Origin of the sequence: Arthrobacter sp. NamB2 (assembly GCF_005281365.1) — a bacterium.
Classification (GTDB): Bacteria; Actinomycetota; Actinomycetes; order Actinomycetales; family Micrococcaceae; genus Arthrobacter_D.
On record NZ_SZWI01000002.1, the window covers coordinates 120139 to 137509 of the forward strand.

At 66.9% G+C, this 17371-nt stretch carries 17 protein-coding genes and 1 tRNA gene; 7 read left to right on the plus strand and 11 right to left on the minus strand.

What is annotated here, in order from left to right; genetic code table 11:
* Positions 1-245: 245 nt before the first annotated feature.
* From FDK12_RS04215 to FDK12_RS04235, 5 genes are all read right to left on the minus strand, one after another.
* Positions 246-983, minus strand: coding sequence for a hypothetical protein (locus FDK12_RS04215; protein WP_137368404.1), 738 nt, complete (start codon positions 981-983; stop codon positions 246-248).
* Positions 965-1699 carry a hypothetical protein gene (locus FDK12_RS04220; RefSeq protein WP_137368785.1) on the minus strand — a complete coding sequence of 245 codons (735 nt, stop codon included), beginning with the start codon at positions 1697-1699 and terminating at the stop codon, positions 965-967. The genes FDK12_RS04215 and FDK12_RS04220 overlap by 19 nt, the downstream gene beginning before the upstream one ends.
* Before the next feature lie 137 nt (positions 1700-1836).
* Positions 1837-2040 (minus strand): hypothetical protein, encoded by a 204-nt coding sequence (locus FDK12_RS04225; RefSeq protein WP_137368405.1) that lies wholly within the window; start codon positions 2038-2040, stop codon positions 1837-1839.
* Positions 2041-2293: 253 nt separating this feature from the next.
* Entirely contained in the window at positions 2294-3562 is a 1269-nt protein-coding gene (locus FDK12_RS04230) for an endonuclease/exonuclease/phosphatase family protein (RefSeq protein WP_137368406.1), read from the minus strand.
* 125 nt (positions 3563-3687) lie between these two features.
* Positions 3688-4311 (minus strand): hypothetical protein, encoded by a 624-nt coding sequence (locus FDK12_RS04235; protein WP_137368407.1) that lies wholly within the window; start codon positions 4309-4311, stop codon positions 3688-3690.
* A 196-nt stretch (positions 4312-4507) separates the two neighbouring features.
* Between FDK12_RS04235 and FDK12_RS04240 the strand changes: the two genes are divergently transcribed.
* Complete coding sequence (locus tag FDK12_RS04240; RefSeq protein WP_137368408.1) at positions 4508-5263, plus strand: ZIP family metal transporter; 756 nt, start codon at positions 4508-4510, stop codon at positions 5261-5263.
* Between the two features lie 54 nt (positions 5264-5317).
* Here FDK12_RS04240 and FDK12_RS04245 read toward each other — a convergent pair.
* A tRNA-Lys gene (locus FDK12_RS04245) sits at positions 5318-5391 on the minus strand.
* 145 nt (positions 5392-5536) lie between these two features.
* On the opposite strand from FDK12_RS04245, the gene FDK12_RS04250 reads away from it, so the two are divergent.
* The 3 genes from FDK12_RS04250 to FDK12_RS04260 all read left to right on the plus strand — a co-directional run bounded on the left by FDK12_RS04250 (position 5537) and on the right by FDK12_RS04260 (position 8027).
* A complete protein-coding gene (locus FDK12_RS04250) occupies positions 5537-6184 on the plus strand; it encodes a hypothetical protein (RefSeq protein ID WP_104116663.1) in 648 nt (215 codons plus the stop codon).
* Positions 6185-6398: 214 nt separating this feature from the next.
* Positions 6399-7016: a DUF47 domain-containing protein gene (locus tag FDK12_RS04255; protein ID WP_104116662.1), complete on the plus strand. Its 618-nt coding sequence runs from the start codon at positions 6399-6401 to the stop codon at positions 7014-7016.
* Positions 7017-8027, plus strand: coding sequence for an inorganic phosphate transporter (locus FDK12_RS04260; protein ID WP_137368409.1), 1011 nt, complete (start codon positions 7017-7019; stop codon positions 8025-8027).
* Between the two features lie 170 nt (positions 8028-8197).
* Here FDK12_RS04260 and pstB read toward each other — a convergent pair whose 3' ends face one another.
* The 4 genes from pstB to pstS form a co-directional block, all read right to left on the minus strand.
* Complete coding sequence (gene pstB / locus FDK12_RS04265) at positions 8198-8977, minus strand: phosphate ABC transporter ATP-binding protein PstB (protein WP_137368410.1); 780 nt, start codon at positions 8975-8977, stop codon at positions 8198-8200.
* Between the two features lie 30 nt (positions 8978-9007).
* On the minus strand, positions 9008-10114 hold the full coding sequence (pstA, locus tag FDK12_RS04270) for a phosphate ABC transporter permease PstA (protein WP_137368411.1): 1107 nt from the start codon (positions 10112-10114) through the stop codon (positions 9008-9010).
* Entirely contained in the window at positions 10115-11047 is a 933-nt protein-coding gene (gene pstC, locus FDK12_RS04275; protein ID WP_137368412.1) for a phosphate ABC transporter permease subunit PstC, read from the minus strand.
* Between the two features lie 147 nt (positions 11048-11194).
* Positions 11195-12313, minus strand: coding sequence for a phosphate ABC transporter substrate-binding protein PstS (gene pstS, locus FDK12_RS04280; protein WP_137368413.1), 1119 nt, complete (start codon positions 12311-12313; stop codon positions 11195-11197).
* Between the two features lie 223 nt (positions 12314-12536).
* On the opposite strand from pstS, the gene FDK12_RS04285 reads away from it, so the two are divergent.
* The 3 genes from FDK12_RS04285 (at position 12537) to disA (ending at position 16461) form a co-directional block, all read left to right on the plus strand.
* The gene (locus tag FDK12_RS04285) at positions 12537-13664 is read left to right on the plus strand and encodes an FUSC family protein (protein WP_137368414.1); all 1128 of its coding nucleotides are present in this window, start codon (positions 12537-12539) and stop codon (positions 13662-13664) included.
* A 63-nt stretch (positions 13665-13727) separates the two neighbouring features.
* Complete coding sequence (gene radA, locus FDK12_RS04290; RefSeq protein ID WP_104116655.1) at positions 13728-15113, plus strand: DNA repair protein RadA; 1386 nt, start codon at positions 13728-13730, stop codon at positions 15111-15113.
* Between the two features lie 271 nt (positions 15114-15384).
* On the plus strand, positions 15385-16461 hold the full coding sequence (gene disA / locus FDK12_RS04295) for a DNA integrity scanning diadenylate cyclase DisA (RefSeq protein WP_104116654.1): 1077 nt from the start codon (positions 15385-15387) through the stop codon (positions 16459-16461).
* A gap of 91 nt (positions 16462-16552) precedes the next feature.
* Here disA and FDK12_RS04300 read toward each other — a convergent pair whose 3' ends face one another.
* Positions 16553-17314 carry a hypothetical protein gene (locus FDK12_RS04300; RefSeq protein ID WP_137368415.1) on the minus strand — a complete coding sequence of 254 codons (762 nt, stop codon included), beginning with the start codon at positions 17312-17314 and terminating at the stop codon, positions 16553-16555.
* Positions 17315-17371 lie beyond the last annotated feature (57 nt).

Here is a 17371-nt window from a genome sequence, read left to right on the forward strand (position 1 = left end):
GATGGCTGGCGAAGGGTGCCCTTTTCGGCGTTCTGCGAGCTTAAGAACAAGTAGGTGGGTCCACCCGTTCTCATGGACTCACCTACTTGCCGGATAACGATCCGCTGACCCCCCACGGACAGCGGCAGTTACATAATCATTATTTTTGCACAGGATCATGAATACGTGAATACCGGCAGGACACGATTCGGTCACACTCGCCCCTGCGATGCAGCAGGCGGTATCCGTGCTCGCGGCGCGCACCCTCAGACGAGTTTGTTCGCCTGCTGATTGCGCCTCCGGCCGAGCGTGTGGCTCAGCCAGATCAGGCACAGGCCCACCACTGTCAGCACGATGGCCGAGAACGGGAGAACGATGTCCCACGCCATCAGGTTCACGGGCGTAAGCCTCAGAAGCACGAACACCACAACAATGGAGAATGAACAGGCGAGGAACGCAGAGGCAACCCTGTGGATGGTGCGGGCCTCGTGATCGAGAACCGCCGCTACCGCGGGGATGACCAGGCAGGCCGCGACGTAGCCGGGGTAGAGGCGCCCCGCCGCAGCATAGTGCTGCACCGTGTCCTGGTCCCCGAAGTCGCGTAGCGCGGTGGAACTGCCGGAGAGCTCGCTCGTCACGAAGAAGTACAGCGTTGCAGCGACCACCAGGGCCAGGATGGCCACTCCGACAGGTCCGACGACCAGGCGGCGGGCCAGGTTCGAGTCGAACGCTGCGGCCATCCTGATGCCGAGGAGCAGGAAGACGGCGTACAGCGCCAGCCGGAGCAGCAGGTTCGCGATGTTCGCACCGCCCAAGAGGCCGTCGACCGCCAGGTAGATGGGCTCGATCGACAGGGCGACGGCGACCGTGAGCAGGACGAGCGCCGCGAAGATCGTACGCCCATGCCGCTTGCGCAGTCCCGGGATGCGCACCGCAGCTCCCAGGACGCACAATCCCAAGGCAACCCACTGGATGATCAGCGCGTTCATCCGAGGTTCTCCCACATCGCGCGATCCTTGCCGTCGTCGAGCTCGGCTCGCCGGATCTGCTTGCCGAGCACGTCGAGCCGGTCGCGGGCCAGGAACACGAGGTCCAGGTCCGCCAACGCACACAGGGCGCGCGCCCTGCCGTCCGGCGGCCATCCGCCCTCCGCCGGGGTCAGCAGCCCCGTCACCACCAGTCCGCTGGTCAGGGACACCCCTGCTATCCGCGCCGCCTGCACCGCGATCTCCGGAGCGAGGCGGCCCGCAGTGAGTTGCGCCGAGAGGTTCTGGCGCGCAACACCGGTGCTCTCGGCAAGACGTTGCCGAAGATCCCCCGGATCCACGGCTTCGACCCACGCACGGACCGAATTGCGGTGCGGGAAGGGGGCGAGGTCCAGTTGCAGATCGGTGCCCGCACACTCCCTGTCCTCGCTGCGCGCAACGAGCAGTCGGAGGATGTCGATGTGCGAGACCTGACTGACGAGCTCGGCGTCCGTCGGGGCCTTGATGCCGGCCGGGAGGTCCTGGTAGCCGTCGAAGACGGCGAGCGCGTTCACCGGCGGGAGCCCGTACCCGCGAGCGATGGCGACGACGGTCGGCACCGAGACCTTGCCTCGGACGAGCTGCTGGGCGAGCGTTGATCGCTTGATTCCCGCAACGCGGCACACGTCGGACACCGTGTCCTGCGGTGCGATCCGGGAACGCCACAGCTGGAACGCTTTGGCTGTGACGGCCATCATCACCTTTCGATTGGACTTTTCGGTCTGTCGTCGCAGTATACTGATATGGCTGGCTCCGATTTCTGCGATTCCCCCATACGCAGAACTCGGAGCCAGCTCCACTTTAACCGTTCGGCAGCTGTCCCGGTTCGGGCCTACCAGCGCACTTTCTTCTCCTTCTTGCCCTGCTTGCTGCTCTCATGCACGGCCTTCGCATGGCCTGCGCCGGTTGCGGCCGTCGGGGCAGCGCCGTGGTTCTTTTTGGCGAGCGCGAGTTGCGCCCGGGGGTCGTCCTGCAGTTTCCGGGCCGCCGTAGCCTTGGCGGCACCGGGCTGATTCTTCTTCGGGGTGCTGGTCATGGTGTACCTTCCTGGTGCTTGCGCCCACCGGAAGCTCCAGACCAGGCACCACGGAACGCGTCGGGACGCGGCGTAGGTGCTCGAACATGGACACGATCAGTGGACGCCCTTGGAGTGCTGTCATCGACAAGTGGCGCTGAACTCGGCAGGAGCCGGCTCAGTTACTGAAAAAGAAGTGTCCTCATGATTTCGACGGTACACCCGCCGTCATGCGAAGGACAAGGGTCGCTCGGAGCCAGGGCGCCTGCGAGGCCTACCTCTGTTTGGTGCCGCTCACGACGATGTCGGCGTAGACCAGCCGGTGGTCGCTCGTGGGGAAGGGGAAGATGCCGGTCAGCTCGGAACCGGGCGAGCCCACGCGCGGCCAGAAGACGCCCGATCCCGAGACGCGCAGGGTGCGCGAGGGAAGCACGTAGTCCGCCCTGATGTTGCCGGCATTCCGATCCTCGAAATCGGCCGTGTCGAAACGCGGGTCGCTCCGGTGGGCCGCGTTCGCGCCACCCTGCAAGGCGGCAGCCTCCGTGGCTCCGGACGAGGACGGCTGGGGGTCCTGCACCAGCTTGTTGCCGAGGAGCTGGTCGATCGCCCCGGGCAGTGAGTCCCCATCGAGAGGGTCGCTGTTCTGGTCACCGAGGATCACGAAACGATCGCCGCGCTTGAGGCCGCCCGTAACGCCGCCGTCGTCGTAGATGTAGGAAGCACCGGGGCCGCCGGTCACGTAATCGGACCAGAACCGTATCTCGTCACTGTTGCGCCTGCCGTTGCGGTCCTCCTTGCCATCGAAGACGGGAGGAGTCGGGTGGCTTGCAAGGACGTGGACCGTCTTTCCGCCGACGCTCAGCGGGACGTCCCAGTGAGACTTGCTGGACAGGGGAAGGACGTCGAGCTCGGCCTCCGAGTACCAGTCGCCCTGCTCCGCGGTGGCCGGGTTGTCGGGAAGGAGCGCGCCTGGCATGTCCTTCCACAGGAAGTGCTGGAATGTCCGGACCGATTCGGTCTGGATCGGGTACTGCGAGTAGATGACCATGCCGTACTGGCCCTCGAACGCCCCGAATCCGAGCGCGTCCTCGGCGCCACCGACCGTGCCGTCGTTGTTGAGGTCCAGTCCACTGGGTACGCCCGTGTTCGACGGGGCGGTGTAGACGTAGGGGTAGTCGAGGGCCGCCTTGCCGTTCTGGCTGACGCGGAGGTAGTTCCGCTTGAAGAGGTCGGCCGCGGTGCCACCGGCGTCGTAGTCGAACTCGTTGAGCAGGACCACCTCGGGCCGGGTGATCTGGAGAACCTCGGCGATCGCCCTGGCCTGGGCGTTCTCCGGCGTACCGAGGTCCCGCACCAGTTCGCCCGCGGCCGACCGATTGAGGCTCGCGTTGTAGGTTGCGATCCGCAGGTTCTGCTTGTTGGCCAGCCCATCGGGAACCACGGAGCGTGTGTCGTCCGGTGGACCTGCAAACGCTCCCGGCGCACCCACGACGAGGAGGGACACGGCCAACAGGCCGGCCGAGCATCGCGCCAGGACACGCATGGTTCCCCCTTACATCTTGAGACCGGCATCGCCCGAAGGGGGACGTTCGGCACCGGAGGTGGTTTGCTCCGGTAACTTGAGCCTAGCCCGCGGAGTCCGCCGACAGGGGGCCCCCAGGTAACGATTCAAAGTCGACCAGAAGCTGCCCGGTGCCGTCCGGGCAGCCTTGTACCAGACGAGCGGACCTGATGCTCGGCAGCGTCGAAAGCACGCTCCAGACGCATCACCGCCTCCTCGTACCGGTGTGCGGCGACGGCACCATGCGAGCCCGGTCCCGCTCCGGCGTCCCGCTCGGCGCCTGCTGCGCGAAGCGCTCGGACCACCGGCCGGCACGCAGGGTCACCGGTGCGATGCATCCCGGGGAATGCGATTGCCTTCGCGGGATCGACGTCGTAGTCCACCCAGCGCGCGACGACCTCGTCATGTCTGCGGCACAGGTCCGCCCAGGCCTCGCCACGTGCCGATCCCTCGGCGAGGCGCCCGCGCTGCGCGTGCCGCAGCCAGGCCCATGCGGCGGCCGCCGGGATCGAGGCGGCTGCGACGGCTGCGGCAAGCCACGCGGGGCCGACGGATAGAAGGGCGGCTCCCGCGCCGGCTACGACGACGACGCCGCCGAACACTATCCAGAAGTAGTCGTCGGCCGCTCGGTTGCGACGCGACGCGACGTCGAACCGCCATGCCGTGACAGCGGCAGCACCCGCCATGGCGACGCATGCCGCCATGCTTCCGATCAGGCCTACGGCGTCCATCGATTCCTCCTCGATCGGTGCCGGGAGCCTTCCGGCTCCCGCCACAACCCCGTTCCTCGTACAAGTGCAAACGAGCGAGCGCGATGAGTCAATCCCTGGCCGAACTGCTGGATGTCGTGCCCGCGCCGGCCTGCTGTGACAGGCTGGGCCAGGTTTTTCGTCGTCGTGCCTGCTAGGCACCGGAAGGAGGCGCTCCGTGCCGTTGTGGCTGCAGGCGTTCGGATGGGGATCTGTCGCCGGAGGTGCGCTGGTCCTCGGGGCCGCCATCGCATGGAAGTGGAAGGTGCCGCCACAGGTCGTGTCCTTCGTGATGGCGTTCGGTGCCGGCGTCCTGATCTCCGCCCTCGCCTTCGAACTCGTGGACGAGGCACAGGAGGTGGGTGGGCTCGTGCCCACGGCGCTCGGTTTCCTGGTCGGAGCGGTGACCTACGTCGGAGCGAATGCAGTACTGGCGCGCAGGGGCGCGCAGCACCGCAAGCGGTCGGGTGGGCAACAGCCGTCGGAGAGCGACGACGCCGGCAGCGGCAACGCCATCGCACTCGGGGCCCTGCTCGACGGCGTTCCGGAATCGGTCGTCCTCGGGCTCGGCCTCGTGGCCGGTGGGGCGGTGAATCCCGCGGTGCTCGTTGCTATCTTCATCTCCAACGTCCCCGAGGGGCTCTCGAGTACCGCCGGAATGAAGAACGCCGGCCGCAGCTCCCGGTACGTCTTCGGACTGTGGGGCGGCATCGCGCTCACGTCCGGCATCGCCGCCCTCGTGGGCTACTCGCTTCTGGCGGGGGCGTCGGGCGTGACAATCGCCTTCATCACGGCGATCGCAGCCGGTGCGATCCTCGCGATGGTCGCCGACACCATGATTCCGGAGGCCTTCGAGCGGCAGCACCTGCTCACAGGGCTCATCGCCGCCCTGGGGTTCCTCACAGCGTTCGTCGTCCACGAGGTCTCCGCCTAGACCCGGACACGAAGAAGGACCCCGGACGATTCCGAGGTCCTTTTCGTTCACGGGTGGGCCCTGTGGGGCTCGAACCCACGACCCACGGATTAAAAGTCCGTTGCTCTAGCCAACTGAGCTAAGGGCCCGCCATTCCGTCCGCGCTCGGCCCCTCCGAGGATGGGACATCCGTGCGCCGACGACCCGCTCACTTTATCGCAATCGTGCCCGGTCGGAGGAATGCGCCCGCACCACGGCATCCGGTGCGAATGTGCGCAGGAGTATCCTCGTTCCATGGACGGCGACTACACGAACAACACCCCGCGGCCCCACAAGCCGAAGCCATTCGCTCCCGCGGATTTCGAGGTTTTCGCGGGTGGAGTCGATCCTTCGCGGGTCTCGGAGGCTGCCCACATGGCCGCGCACGCCCTGGTGCACCACGGTCGCGACGCCGACGATCCGGACGTGACACGCCGCCTCGTCGAACTGGCCGACCAGCAGGGCCTCGAAGCGATAGCGGAGATGTGGGCCGAGAGCCCGGCACGCTCACTGCCCGGCGCTCTGTGGCGTCTCTACGCGCTGCGCGCCGCAACACAGCAGAATCCCGAACGCATCGCCGCCTACTTCGCTTCCGGTAAGGAGGTGGCTCAGGTGTCGAAGGTCGTTGCTGGCGTCGCCGAACCGCCGGGCGCTACGGAAATGACCACGATGGCGGACACGATCCTGTCCGGGGCCTTCGAAGGAGACTTCGACGTCGCCCTCGAGCGGTTCGCAGCTTTCTGCCGCGTCGTCGCGCTGGGCCAGGCCAATCACGCCGACGACACCGAGCTCGCCAATGGCCCCCGCGCATCGAAGCTCACGCGCAACTCCCACCAGCTCATCAAGACAGCCGAGGATCTCGAACACGCCGCCGCGTCGTGGCGGCGGGGAGAACTGGACTGAACCGCCCGCTGGGGCTGATGTTGACAGCGGCACCGGGGACGGCAAGACTTAACACGGCGTCGGACCGTGGAACCCCCGGGCTTCAACACTCAGCCGCTTCGAGCGGCCTTCCGCCGAGAGGCGCTCCCGGTTCGGCGCCACTACTTTGCCCTCCGGCACCCAGCACGGTCGCTGGAGGCACGCCGATCCGCCCATATCCTTCGAGGAAGACTCCGTGAAACTACGCCTCTTCCCGCAGGAGAACGCTGGGCTCGAACTGCTCTCGAGCATGGCCCAACAGCTCGTGCTCGGGGTCGGGACGATGTCCGCCATCCTCGGCGCATCCACCCAGGAGTACGACCGCCTCTCGGAGGAACTGCACCAGCACGAGTCCGCCTCGACGGACCTGCACTTCGCCCTCCTGACCTCGATGCGGACCTCTTTCATCAATCCGCTCCCGCGAGAAGACCTCTACGTCCTGTCCCGGCTGCTCAATGAAGCCATCGAGAAGCTCGATGGCGCCGGCGAGCTGATCGCCCTGTACAAACTGAGCAAACTGAGCCAGCGGGCCGCCGACCAGCTCGAGGTCATCAATCGGCAGGCGGAGCTGACCGCCGTCGCCATGCAACGGCTCGGTTCGATGGAGGACCTCGAGGAGTACTGGATAGAGATCCTGCGGCTGGCCAGGCGGGCCGAGCGTACCCACCGGAGCTGGTGCGCCGAGCTCCTCAATGACCACAAGCCCCTCGTCTACGCACGGCACCGCGATGTGGCGAACCAGCTGGTCGATGTCACCAAGGACATCCGGAGAGTGGCCACCCAGGTGGGCAGCATCCTCGTCAAGGAATCGTAGGTGGAGCTCCTCCTCCTGGGCGCGGTGATCGTCGCCGCTGGCGGTTTCGCCTTCCTCAACGGCTTCCACGATGTCTCGAACTCCGTTGCCACAGCCGTCCGGACGCGCGCGCTGACGCCGACCCTGGCCGTCCTGCTCGCAGCATCGTTCAACCTCGTGGGGGCTCTGCTCAGCACGTCCCTTGCACTCTTCTTCACCGATGCGGGCATCGGTCTCCCCTCGGGCCCGACCGGGCTCGGTATCCTCATCGCGGCACTCGTCGCAGCATGTATCTGGGGTGTGTTCACCTGGTATCGCGGCAAGCCCTCGTCGTCGACGCACGCCCTACTCGGCGGCATCATCGGGGCGGGTGCAGCGTCGCAGGTGACGAACGGTCCGGCGATGAACGGTGCGGGCGAGGCGCTCCTGCTGCAGATCGCACTGCCGCTCGTGCTCTCGCCTGTCGTGGCCTATCTCCTGGCGTACGCTGCAGTCTTCCCCGCGACGTGGCTGCTGCGCCACGGCTCGCCCGCGAAGGTCAACCGTGGCAACCGCATGGCGCAGTCCGTCCTCGCCGGGGCGTTCGCGCTCGGGCACGGACTGCAGGACGGCCAGCGCACCATGGCGGTGATCCTGCTGGCGCTCGTGGGCGCGGGTTACGCGACCGGGTCGGACATGCCCCTCTGGGTGCAGGTCTTCGCCGCGGTGCTGCTGACAGCGGGGTCCCTGTTCGGAGGCTGGCGTATCACGCATACGCTCGGCAACCGCCTGGTGCACATCGATCCGCTGCGGGGGATGACGGCCCAGGGCGTCAGTTCGGCGATGCTGTTCATCGGGGCCATCTCCCTGCACTTCCCGCTGTCGAGCACGCACACGATGACGTCGGCGATCGTCGGCGCGGGAGCGAACCAGCGGTTCGCATCCGTGCAGCGGCCGCGCGCCATCCGGATCCTCGCGGTGTGGCTCGGCACGGCACCCGTCACCGCCCTGTTGGGAGCCGTCTTCTTCCTCGCCCTGAGCCCGCTGCTCTGACCGCACGCTGATGCACGTCCGTCCGGCAGGCGGGTTGGCGCCCGTTTCCGGAACACCGCGGCCGCTGCGCGATAAGCCGCGGCCCTGTCGCAGAGTCCCACCAACGACGACGGCGGCCCCCTCGGGAGCCGCCGTCGTCGTTCTTCTGCGCTTTCGGGAAGGCCGCTTCCCTATCCGAAGCGACCGGAGACGTAGTCCTCCGTGGCCTTCACGGCCGGCTTGTTGAAGATTGTGGTGGTGTCGCCGTACTCGATGAGCTTGCCCGGCTTCCCCGTACCCGCGATGTTGAAGAACGCCGTCTTGTCGGAGACCCGCGCCGCCTGCTGCATGTTGTGGGTCACGATCACCACGGTGTATTCGGCCTTGAGTTCGTTGATGAGGTCCTCGATGGCCAGGGTGGAAATAGGATCCAGTGCGGAGCACGGCTCGTCCATGAGGATCACCTGGGGAGATACCGCGATGGCGCGGGCGATGCACAGGCGCTGCTGCTGCCCACCCGAGAGACCCGAACCGGGTCGGCCGAGGCGGTCCTTGACCTCGTTCCAGAGGTTCGCGCCCTGGAGGGACTTCTCGACGAGCGAATCGGCGTCGGACTTGCTGATGCGCTTGTTGTTCAGTTTCACGCCGGCCAGCACGTTGTCACGGATGGACATCGTGGGGAACGGATTGGGCCGCTGGAACACCATGCCGATCTGGCCCCTCACGGTCACGGGGTCAACAGCCGTGTCGTACAGGTTGTCGCCGTCGAGCAGCACCTCGCCCTCGACGCGTGCGCCGGGAATGACCTCGTGCATGCGGTTGAGGGTGCGGAGGAAGGTCGACTTGCCACAGCCCGACGGACCGATGAATGCGGTCACAGAACGGGCTTCGATGTTGATGTTGACGTCCTCCACGGCAAGGAACTTGCTGTAGTAGACGTTCAGGTCCTTTACGTCGATTCGCTTGGACATTGCTTCCTTATCGGTAGGTACCGCGCGTGGTCAGCGGCTGGTCTTGGGGGCGAAGAAGCTGGCGACGAAACGGGCGGCCAGGTTCAGCAGCATCACCATGAGGATCAGCAGGAGGGCGGCGGCCCAGGCACGCTGCGTACTCGGATCCGGCGATGTCGGGGAGGTCGGAGTGAGGATCTGGTAGTAGATGAAGGTGGGAAGCGTACTCATCCAGCCACTGAAGACGTTCGTGTTGATGGAGCTCGCGAACCCTGCCGTCACAAGGATAGGTGCGGTCTCGCCGATCACGCGCGCGATCGAGAGCGTTACGCCAGAGGCGATACCCGAGATGGCCGTCGGGATGACCACCTTCGTGATCGTGCGCCATTTACGGACGCCCAGCGCGTAGGACGCCTCGCGGAGCTCGTTCGGAACGATCTTCAGCATCTCCTCGGTGGAGCGCACCACGACGGGGATCATGAGGACGGAGAGGGCGACCGCAGCGACGAACCCGGTCCGGGTACCGGGACCGAACAGCAGCGCGAAAAGCGCGGCCGCGAAGAGACCGGCAACGATCGACGGGATGCCTGTCATGACATCGACGAAGAAGGTGATGGCCTTCGTGAGGTTCTTCCCCGATCCGTACTCGACGAGGTACACAGCGGTGAGCAGTCCGATCGGCACAGAGATGAGCGTCGCCCACAGCGTGATCTGGAGCGTACCGAGAACGGCGTGGTAGGCGCCGCCCAGCACGGGCGTCCCGTTCTCGACCGCCTGGTTGTCCACCGCACCCGTCAGTCCGTTCATGGACGTGAAGAGGAAGTTGTAGCTGAGGCCGGGGACGCCCCGTTCGAGCACGGTCCAGATGACCGAGATCAGCGGCAGGAGCGCGACGAGGAAGGCACCGTACACGAGGAACGTCACGAGGCGGTCCTTCGCCTTGCGCTCGCCTTCCCCCACGGCGGTGACGATGGTTGCCGCGACCACGAAGACGATGGCGGAGATGATCGCCCACCCGACGACGGTGAAGCCGATCAGGGACGCGATCGCCGCTCCGAGGATGACCGAGGCGCCGAGGACGACCCACACGGCGTACGAGGGAAGGTGCCCGCGTGTGAGCTGGGACTGGCGACGTTGGAGCGTCTGGTTCGCTGCCATTTAGTTAGCTCCCGAGAATTCTTTGTGCCGGGTGATGATGAAGCGGGCGATCATGTTGACGATCAGCGTGATGACGAAGAGCACGAGGCCTGCTGCGATCAGCTCGTTCAGACGCAGGCCGAAGGCCTCGGGGAAGTTGAGCGCGATCTCGGCCGCGATCGTCTGGTTGCCCGTCTTGATGAGGCTCGCGCCGAGGGCGCCGGGCGAGAGCACCAGCGCAACCGCCATCGTCTCTCCCAGAGCCCGGCCGAGGCCGAGCATCGCCGCACTGATGATTCCAGGTCGGGCGAAGGGCAGGACCGCCATCCGCACCATCTCCCAGCGGGTGGCGCCCATCGCGAGCGCTGCCTCCTCGTGGAGGGTGGGCGTCTGGAGGAAGATCTCCCTGCTGAGGGAGGTGATGATCGGGATGACCATGACCGCGAGCACGACGCCGGCGGTGAGCATCGTCTTGCCCGTCTGGCTCGCAGGACCCGCGAAGATCGGGAGCCAGCCGAGATTCTCGGCGAGCCACGCGTAGGCCTTTGCCATCTGCGGAGCGAGCACGATGTACCCCCAGGCGCCGTAGATGACCGAGGGGATCGCCGCCAGCAGGTCGATGACGTAGCCGAAGGCGCGGGCGAGACGGCGGGGGGCGTAGTGGGAGATGAAGAGTGCGACGGCGATACCGATCGGTGTCGCGATCAGCAGGGCGATGGTCGCTGCGACGACCGTCCCGACGACGATCGGCAGGATGTAGGCGGAAAAGCCGTTGCCTCCCGTGACCTCCGTCGGATCGGCGGAGAAGGTGGGCGCTGCCTGCACCAGCAGGAAGACGGCAACGCTGAACAGCACTGCCAGGATCAATACCCCGGCGGTGAGGGATACTCCGGAGAAGATCTTGTCGCCTGCGCGGCCTCTGTCGGTCGACGCTTTCAGCGAGTTGGTTGACACGTCTTTGCCTTCCAGGCGGTCGATTTCAAGTGCAGTGACGGCCCGGGCGAGCCGGGCCGGAATACAAGGTCACTGCCGATTGCAGCCGTAAACGGCGGACGGTCCCGTCCGGTCTCCATTAGACCAGACGGGACCGGAGAGCCTTCGCTAGGAAGCAACCTTGATGGAGTCGATGGCGGTCTGCGCCTTCTCGCGCAGGGTCTCCGACAGCGGCGCGTTGCCGGCCGATGCCTCGGCTTCGGCCTGGCCGTCCTCGCTGATGACGTAGGAACCGAAGGCCTTCACGAGGTCGACCGTCTCCTGGCTGTCGTAGGAGGTGCAGTAGACGTGGTAGCTGACGAGGACGACGGGGTAGGCGCCGGACTCCGCGGTGTCACGCTCGAGCTCAAGGGACATGTCCAGCTCGGCGCGGCCTTCGACCGGCGTTGCGACCTCGACGGCCTTGGCCGCCGCGTCGGAGCTGATCTCGGTGTACTCCTCGCCGACCTTGACCTTCACGGTGCCGAGATCGCCGACCGCCGAGGCGTCGGCGTAGGTGATGGCGCCGTCGGTCGCGGTGACGGTCTGGACGACACCAGAGGTGCCCTTGGCGTTCTCGGACTGCAGGTCGGCGGGCCATGCGCCCTCGACCTCGTAGGTCCAGTCCTCGGGAGCGGCAGCGGCGAGGTAGTCCACGAAGTTCTCCGTGGTACCGGACTCGTCGGAGCGGTGCACGACGGTGATCGGGGTGTCAGGCAGCTCGACGCCCTCGTTCTGGGCCGCGATCGCGGGGTCGTTCCAGGTGGCGATCTCCTTCTTGAAGATCTTCGCGATGGTCGAGGCATCGAGGTTCAGGGACTCGACGCCTTCGAGGTTGTATGCCACGGCGATCGGGGAGATGTAGGCGGGGATGTTCAGAGCGCCGTCAGGTCCGCAGACTTCCTGCGCCTGGGTCATCTCTTCGTCCTTCAGGTAGGCGTCCGAACCGGCGAACTGGGCGCCGCCGCTCAGGAAGGCCTTGCGGCCTGCGCCGGAGCCGTCCGGTGAGTACTGCACCATGGCACCCTCGTTGGCGGACTCGAAACCGGTCTTCCAGGCTTCCATCGCAGAATTCTGCGAGGAGGCACCGATGCCGGTCAGGGTTCCGGTCACGGCGGTGCCCGCGGCGGAGGACGCGCCTCCGGTTGCGGCGGGCTCGCCGGTGGCGTTGTCGGAACCACAAGCGGTCAGCGCCAGCGCGGCTACGGAGATAACTGCCGCAGCGCGGCCAAAGCGAAGAGCCTTCACTAGATTTTGCCCCTTCCAGGGATGTGTTCATCGGTGCACGAGTGGCACTCGGTAGAGATGTACGCGTTCTTGTACATCCTTGAAGCTAGGCACTGCAGGTAAAGAGACTGACCAGCCGACATGAACGGAAGGTGAACAGAACAGGTCTATTGGCCGGTGCGGCCGATTCGCACTGGCGGATGAGACCAAGGTCTCCCCCGCCCGCACCTTCTAGACTTGGTTCATGCCGCCGCGCCAGGGAGTCTCAGCAGCCCTCGCCTTTTTGCGCAAGCGCTCCCGCATCGGCTTCAAACGCAGTTCCAATTCCGTCGTCACCGCTCTGCAGATGACGCTGTGCGCCGTAGGTGCCTACGCCTTCGCGGAGGAGGTGCTCGGTCACAACGGCCCGCTGTTCGCGGCGACGTCGTCGATGATCTCCCTGGGGTTCTCGCGTGATCCGCGCCTGCGCCGCGTGCTCGAGGTCGCGATCGGGTGCACGCTCGGCATCTCGGTGGGTGACCTCCTGCTCACCTTCTTCGGGACCGGGCTCTGGCAGGCCGCCGTCGTGCTATTCATCTCGATCCTGCTGGCCCGCTTCCTGGACAGTGGCACCATCTTCACCACGCAGCTCGGCCTCCAGTCACTGCTCGTGGTGTTGCTTCCAGCGCCGGAGGGTGGTCCCTTCACACGCAGTGTCGACGCGATCGTGGGCGGCCTGTTCGCCCTCGTCATCACGATGCTGCTGCCAAGGGATCCGCGGCGTGAACCCAAGACGAACGTCCGCGGACTGCTGTCCGAACTGTCCGCGGTCCTCCGGGAAAGCGCGGCCGCGCTGCGGGACAGTGATTCCACCCTGGCCTGGCACGCCCTGGTCCGCGCACGGAACTGCCAGTCCCAGCTGGACAGCCTGACCGGGAGCATGCGCGCGGCCCAGGAGGTCGCGCGTATCTCCCCCGCCTATCGCCGCCACAGGGACGAGCTCGGATCCCTTCGGTCTGCCGTCGAATCGATCGACCTGGCCATCCGCAACAGCCGCGTGTTCTCACGGCGCCTCACCTCCGCGATCAACCACGCGGCCCTGACCGACGAAGCGATCGAGAGCCTCGGTCAGTCGCTCGAGGACACCGCCGACGCCGTGGACCTCCTCAGCCGGGCCCTGTCCGCGCGGGACTCCGCGGAGCGCCGCCTCAATCTGCGCCAGGCCCGGAACGAGCTCGCCGCGGTGGCCACCGATCTCCATCCGGAGACACTGCACATCAGCCGACTCGAGGGCGAAGGCCTTGTGCTGCTCCTCCGTCCGCTGGTCGTGGATCTGCTCGAAGCGACGGGTCTCTCGCACGAAGATGCGGCCGACTACCTGCCCCGCCTCTGAACCCGCACACACTTATCGAGCCTCGAGCCTGGCTTGTCGGTGCCCGCCGGTAGCCTGAGGAGCATGGCCACGAAGACATCTCCCGCAGCGCGTGCGGGACGCAGCAACACCCCGAGCTACCGCTGCGCCGAGTGCGGCTGGACGACGGCGAAATGGGTGGGCCGCTGTGGTGAGTGCCAGGCCTGGGGAACCGTCGAGGAGACGGGCCAGGTGGTCGCGCGCACCACGGCTGCCACGGCGGTGACGACTCCTGCACGGCGGATCGCCGAGGTCGACGCCACACTATCCGGCTTCCAGCCCACCAGGATCGACGAGCTCGACCGCGTGCTGGGCGGAGGGTTGGTACCGGGGGCGGTGATCCTGCTGGCCGGGGAGCCCGGCGTCGGGAAATCCACCCTCCTCCTCGACGTCGCTGCGCGGGTGGCGCGGCTCGGCAAGGACGTCCTGTACGTCACGGGTGAGGAGTCCGCAGCGCAGGTCAAGCTGAGGGCGGACAGGATCGATGCCGTCGCGGACTCCCTCTTCCTCAGCGCCGAGACGGACCTCGGCCAGGCACTCGGCCAGGTGGAGAAGATCGATCCGTCCCTGCTCATCGTGGACTCCGTCCAGACCCTCAGCAGCGCGGCGGTGGACGGCAGCGCAGGTGGGGTCACGCAGGTGCGGGAAGTCGCGGCGTCCATCATCGGGGCGGCGAAGGCACGCGGCATGACGACGCTGCTCGTGGGGCACGTGACGAAGGACGGCTCCATCGCCGGTCCGAGGCTCCTCGAACACCTCGTGGACGTCGTCTGCCAGTTCGAGGGCGAGCGCCACTCGCGCCTGCGGCTGCTGCGTGCCGTCAAGAACAGATACGGTCCGACCGACGAGGTGGGGTGCTTCGACCTCACCGATGGCGGTATCGAGGGCCTGGCCGACCCCAGCGGACTCTTCGTGTCGCGTACCAAGGACCCGGTGTCCGGCACGTGCATCACCGTCACGCTCGAGGGTCGCCGCCCCCTGCTCGCCGAAGTACAGGCGCTGCTCGCGGAATCCCCCAATGCGCAACCTCGGCGGGCGACGAGCGGGCTCGACAGCTCGCGTGTCGCCATGTTGCTCGCCGTCCTGCAGAGCCGTGCTTCCGTGAGCCTGCACAAGGACGACAGCTACGTGGCGACGGTCGGCGGCGTGCGACTCACCGAGCCGGCGACGGATCTCGCCGTCGCCCTGGCGATCGCCTCGGCGAAGACCGACCACCCCCTGCCCGCCCGGCTCATCGCATTCGGCGAGGTGGGTCTCGCCGGCGAGGTGCGTCCCGTCCCCGGCATCGGCAGGCGTATTCAGGAGGCGGAGCGGCTCGGGTTCACCCATGCGATCGTTCCCGCATCCCCAGGGGGGACGGGTCCGGTGCCGAAGGGCTTCTCGGTGCGCGAGGTGTCGACGCTCGCGGAAGCACTGGCTCTCCTGTTCTAGGCGTACCGGTGGGACCGGTAGCGGTTGTCCGCGGAACAGCAGGTGGACCAGCCGCGTGCAGCTGGGTCTGACTGTCCTTCGAGGCGCGGCGGGCCGTGCCGGAGTGTTACAAATCTGCGACAACGGGCGGTAAGGCGGTTTCCGTGCGCGCCAGTAGTATTATGTTCGGCTGAGCGGGACACCGTCAGCCATCGCTCGCCGTCCGAGTCTCGACGGCGGCCGCCCGACTGCGCCGGGCCTTCAACAGCGCAGGCGGTGAAAGGATAGGCCCATGGTCCGCAGTCCCGAGGACTCGCTCAAAGCCACCCTCGCCAGAGTAGCCCCGGGGACGCAGCTGCGCGATGGTCTGGAGCGAATCCTGAGGGGCCGTACGGGCGCGCTTATCGTCCTCGGCTTCGACCGGACCGTCGACTCGATCTGCTCGGGCGGCTTCGACATCGGCATCGAGTTCTCACCGACACGCCTCCGCGAACTCGCGAAGATGGACGGTGCCATCGTGTGCGACAAGGACGCGAGCCGCATCCTTCGCGCCGCCGTCCAGCTCGTACCCGACCACACCATCGAGACGCAGGAATCCGGCACGCGCCACCGCACCGCCGAGCGCGTGGCGAAACAGACCGGCCTGCCCGTGATCAGCGTCAGCCAGTCGATGCAGATCATCGCCCTGTATATCGACGGACTGCGCCACGTCCTCGAGGGGTCCGAACCCGTTCTCGCCCGTGCCAATCAGGCCCTCGCCACCCTCGAGCGCTACCGCGCCAGGCTCGACCAGGTCACGAACTCGTTGTCGGCGCTCGAGATCGAGGCGATGGTCACCATCCGTGACGTCGCCGTCACCCTGCAGCGCCAGGAGATGGTGCGCAGGATCTCGGAGGAGATCTCTCAGTACGTGCTGGAACTGGGCGTCGACGGTCGCCTGCTGTCCCTTCAGGTCGAGGAGTTGACCACGGGCCTGGGCCCGGGCAGCGAGATGGTGCTGCGCGACTACATGGACCTCGGCTCCAGCACGGCGCCGGTCGAGGAGCGCGTCGCTACACTGCAGGGTTTCAGCTCGGCAGACCTGATCGATCTCGGGACCATCGCGAGCGTCCTGGGGTTCAACCCGTCGGTCGACTCGCTGGAGGCGGTCATCCAACCGAAGGGCTACCGTCTGCTCTCGGGCATCAAGGCCGTGCCTCCGGCTGTCGCGAACCGTCTGGTCGACCATTTCGACGGCCTGCAGAACCTCATGGCCGCGAACATCGAGGATCTCATGGCGGTCGATGGCATCGGCGAGCAGCGTGCACGTACCGTCCGGGAAGGACTCTCCAGGATCGCCGAGACGAGCCTCCTCGACCGTTTCATGTAGCGGGTGCCACCGCCGGCCCGCCATCAGGACCCGGACTCGAGGCGGTCCTGGAATCGATCCGTCACCCCGCCCCGGGAATGAACCCGAGGACCTACTGCAGTGTGAACTGCACCGGTTCGCTGCTCCTTGCGCCGAGCCTCGTGATCAGGGAGTAGGTCCCGGATCCCGGTTCGTCGGCCACGACGGTGCATCCCGGGACGGTGCGCTTGCGGGACCATTCGAACGTCGCGCGCTCCCTCCCACCGGGAGCGATGGTGCGCTCGAGATCCTGGGAAGCCTGTTGACAGTCGATGGATGAAAAGACCCGCTCGTCGTCCCTCGTCAGGACGAACTCCATCTGGGAGGTACCGACGTTGACCGTGCAGGGCGCCTCGCCGTCGTTGCGGACGACGAGCGACAGTGAGGGTTTCTCGCCCGGCCCATAGGCCTGTTTGTCCGTCTCGGCCACGACGACGACGGACGCGGACTCACAGGCATCCGGATCGGCGTCCGGCACGGCCGAGGGCTCCGGCGTGGTGGCGCTGGGTGAGGGCACGGCACTGGGGTCTGCACTGGGACCTGCACTTGCCGGGGCGGACTCGGACGGGACGGCACTGCCCGGGTCAGTGCTGGCGGTCGCCGCAGGGTCGCCCGCTGGTGACGGCGTCGCCTCCGACGTGGTGCTTCCGCCGGCCAGGGCATCCGAGCCGCGACCGAGCATCCCCGCCAGCGCCGCGCCACCGACGGCGATCGCCGACACCACGAGGAGCGCCAGGATGATCACCGCAAGCCTGCGCCGACGGTACACGGCGGGGCTCGATCTCCGCCCGCCGCTGGACCGCCTGCCCGTCCGGTGATCACCACTAGATGTCATCCATCAAGGCTAGGGAGCGCTCCTCGCATTCCTTCCGGCACCACGCCGGTGGATACA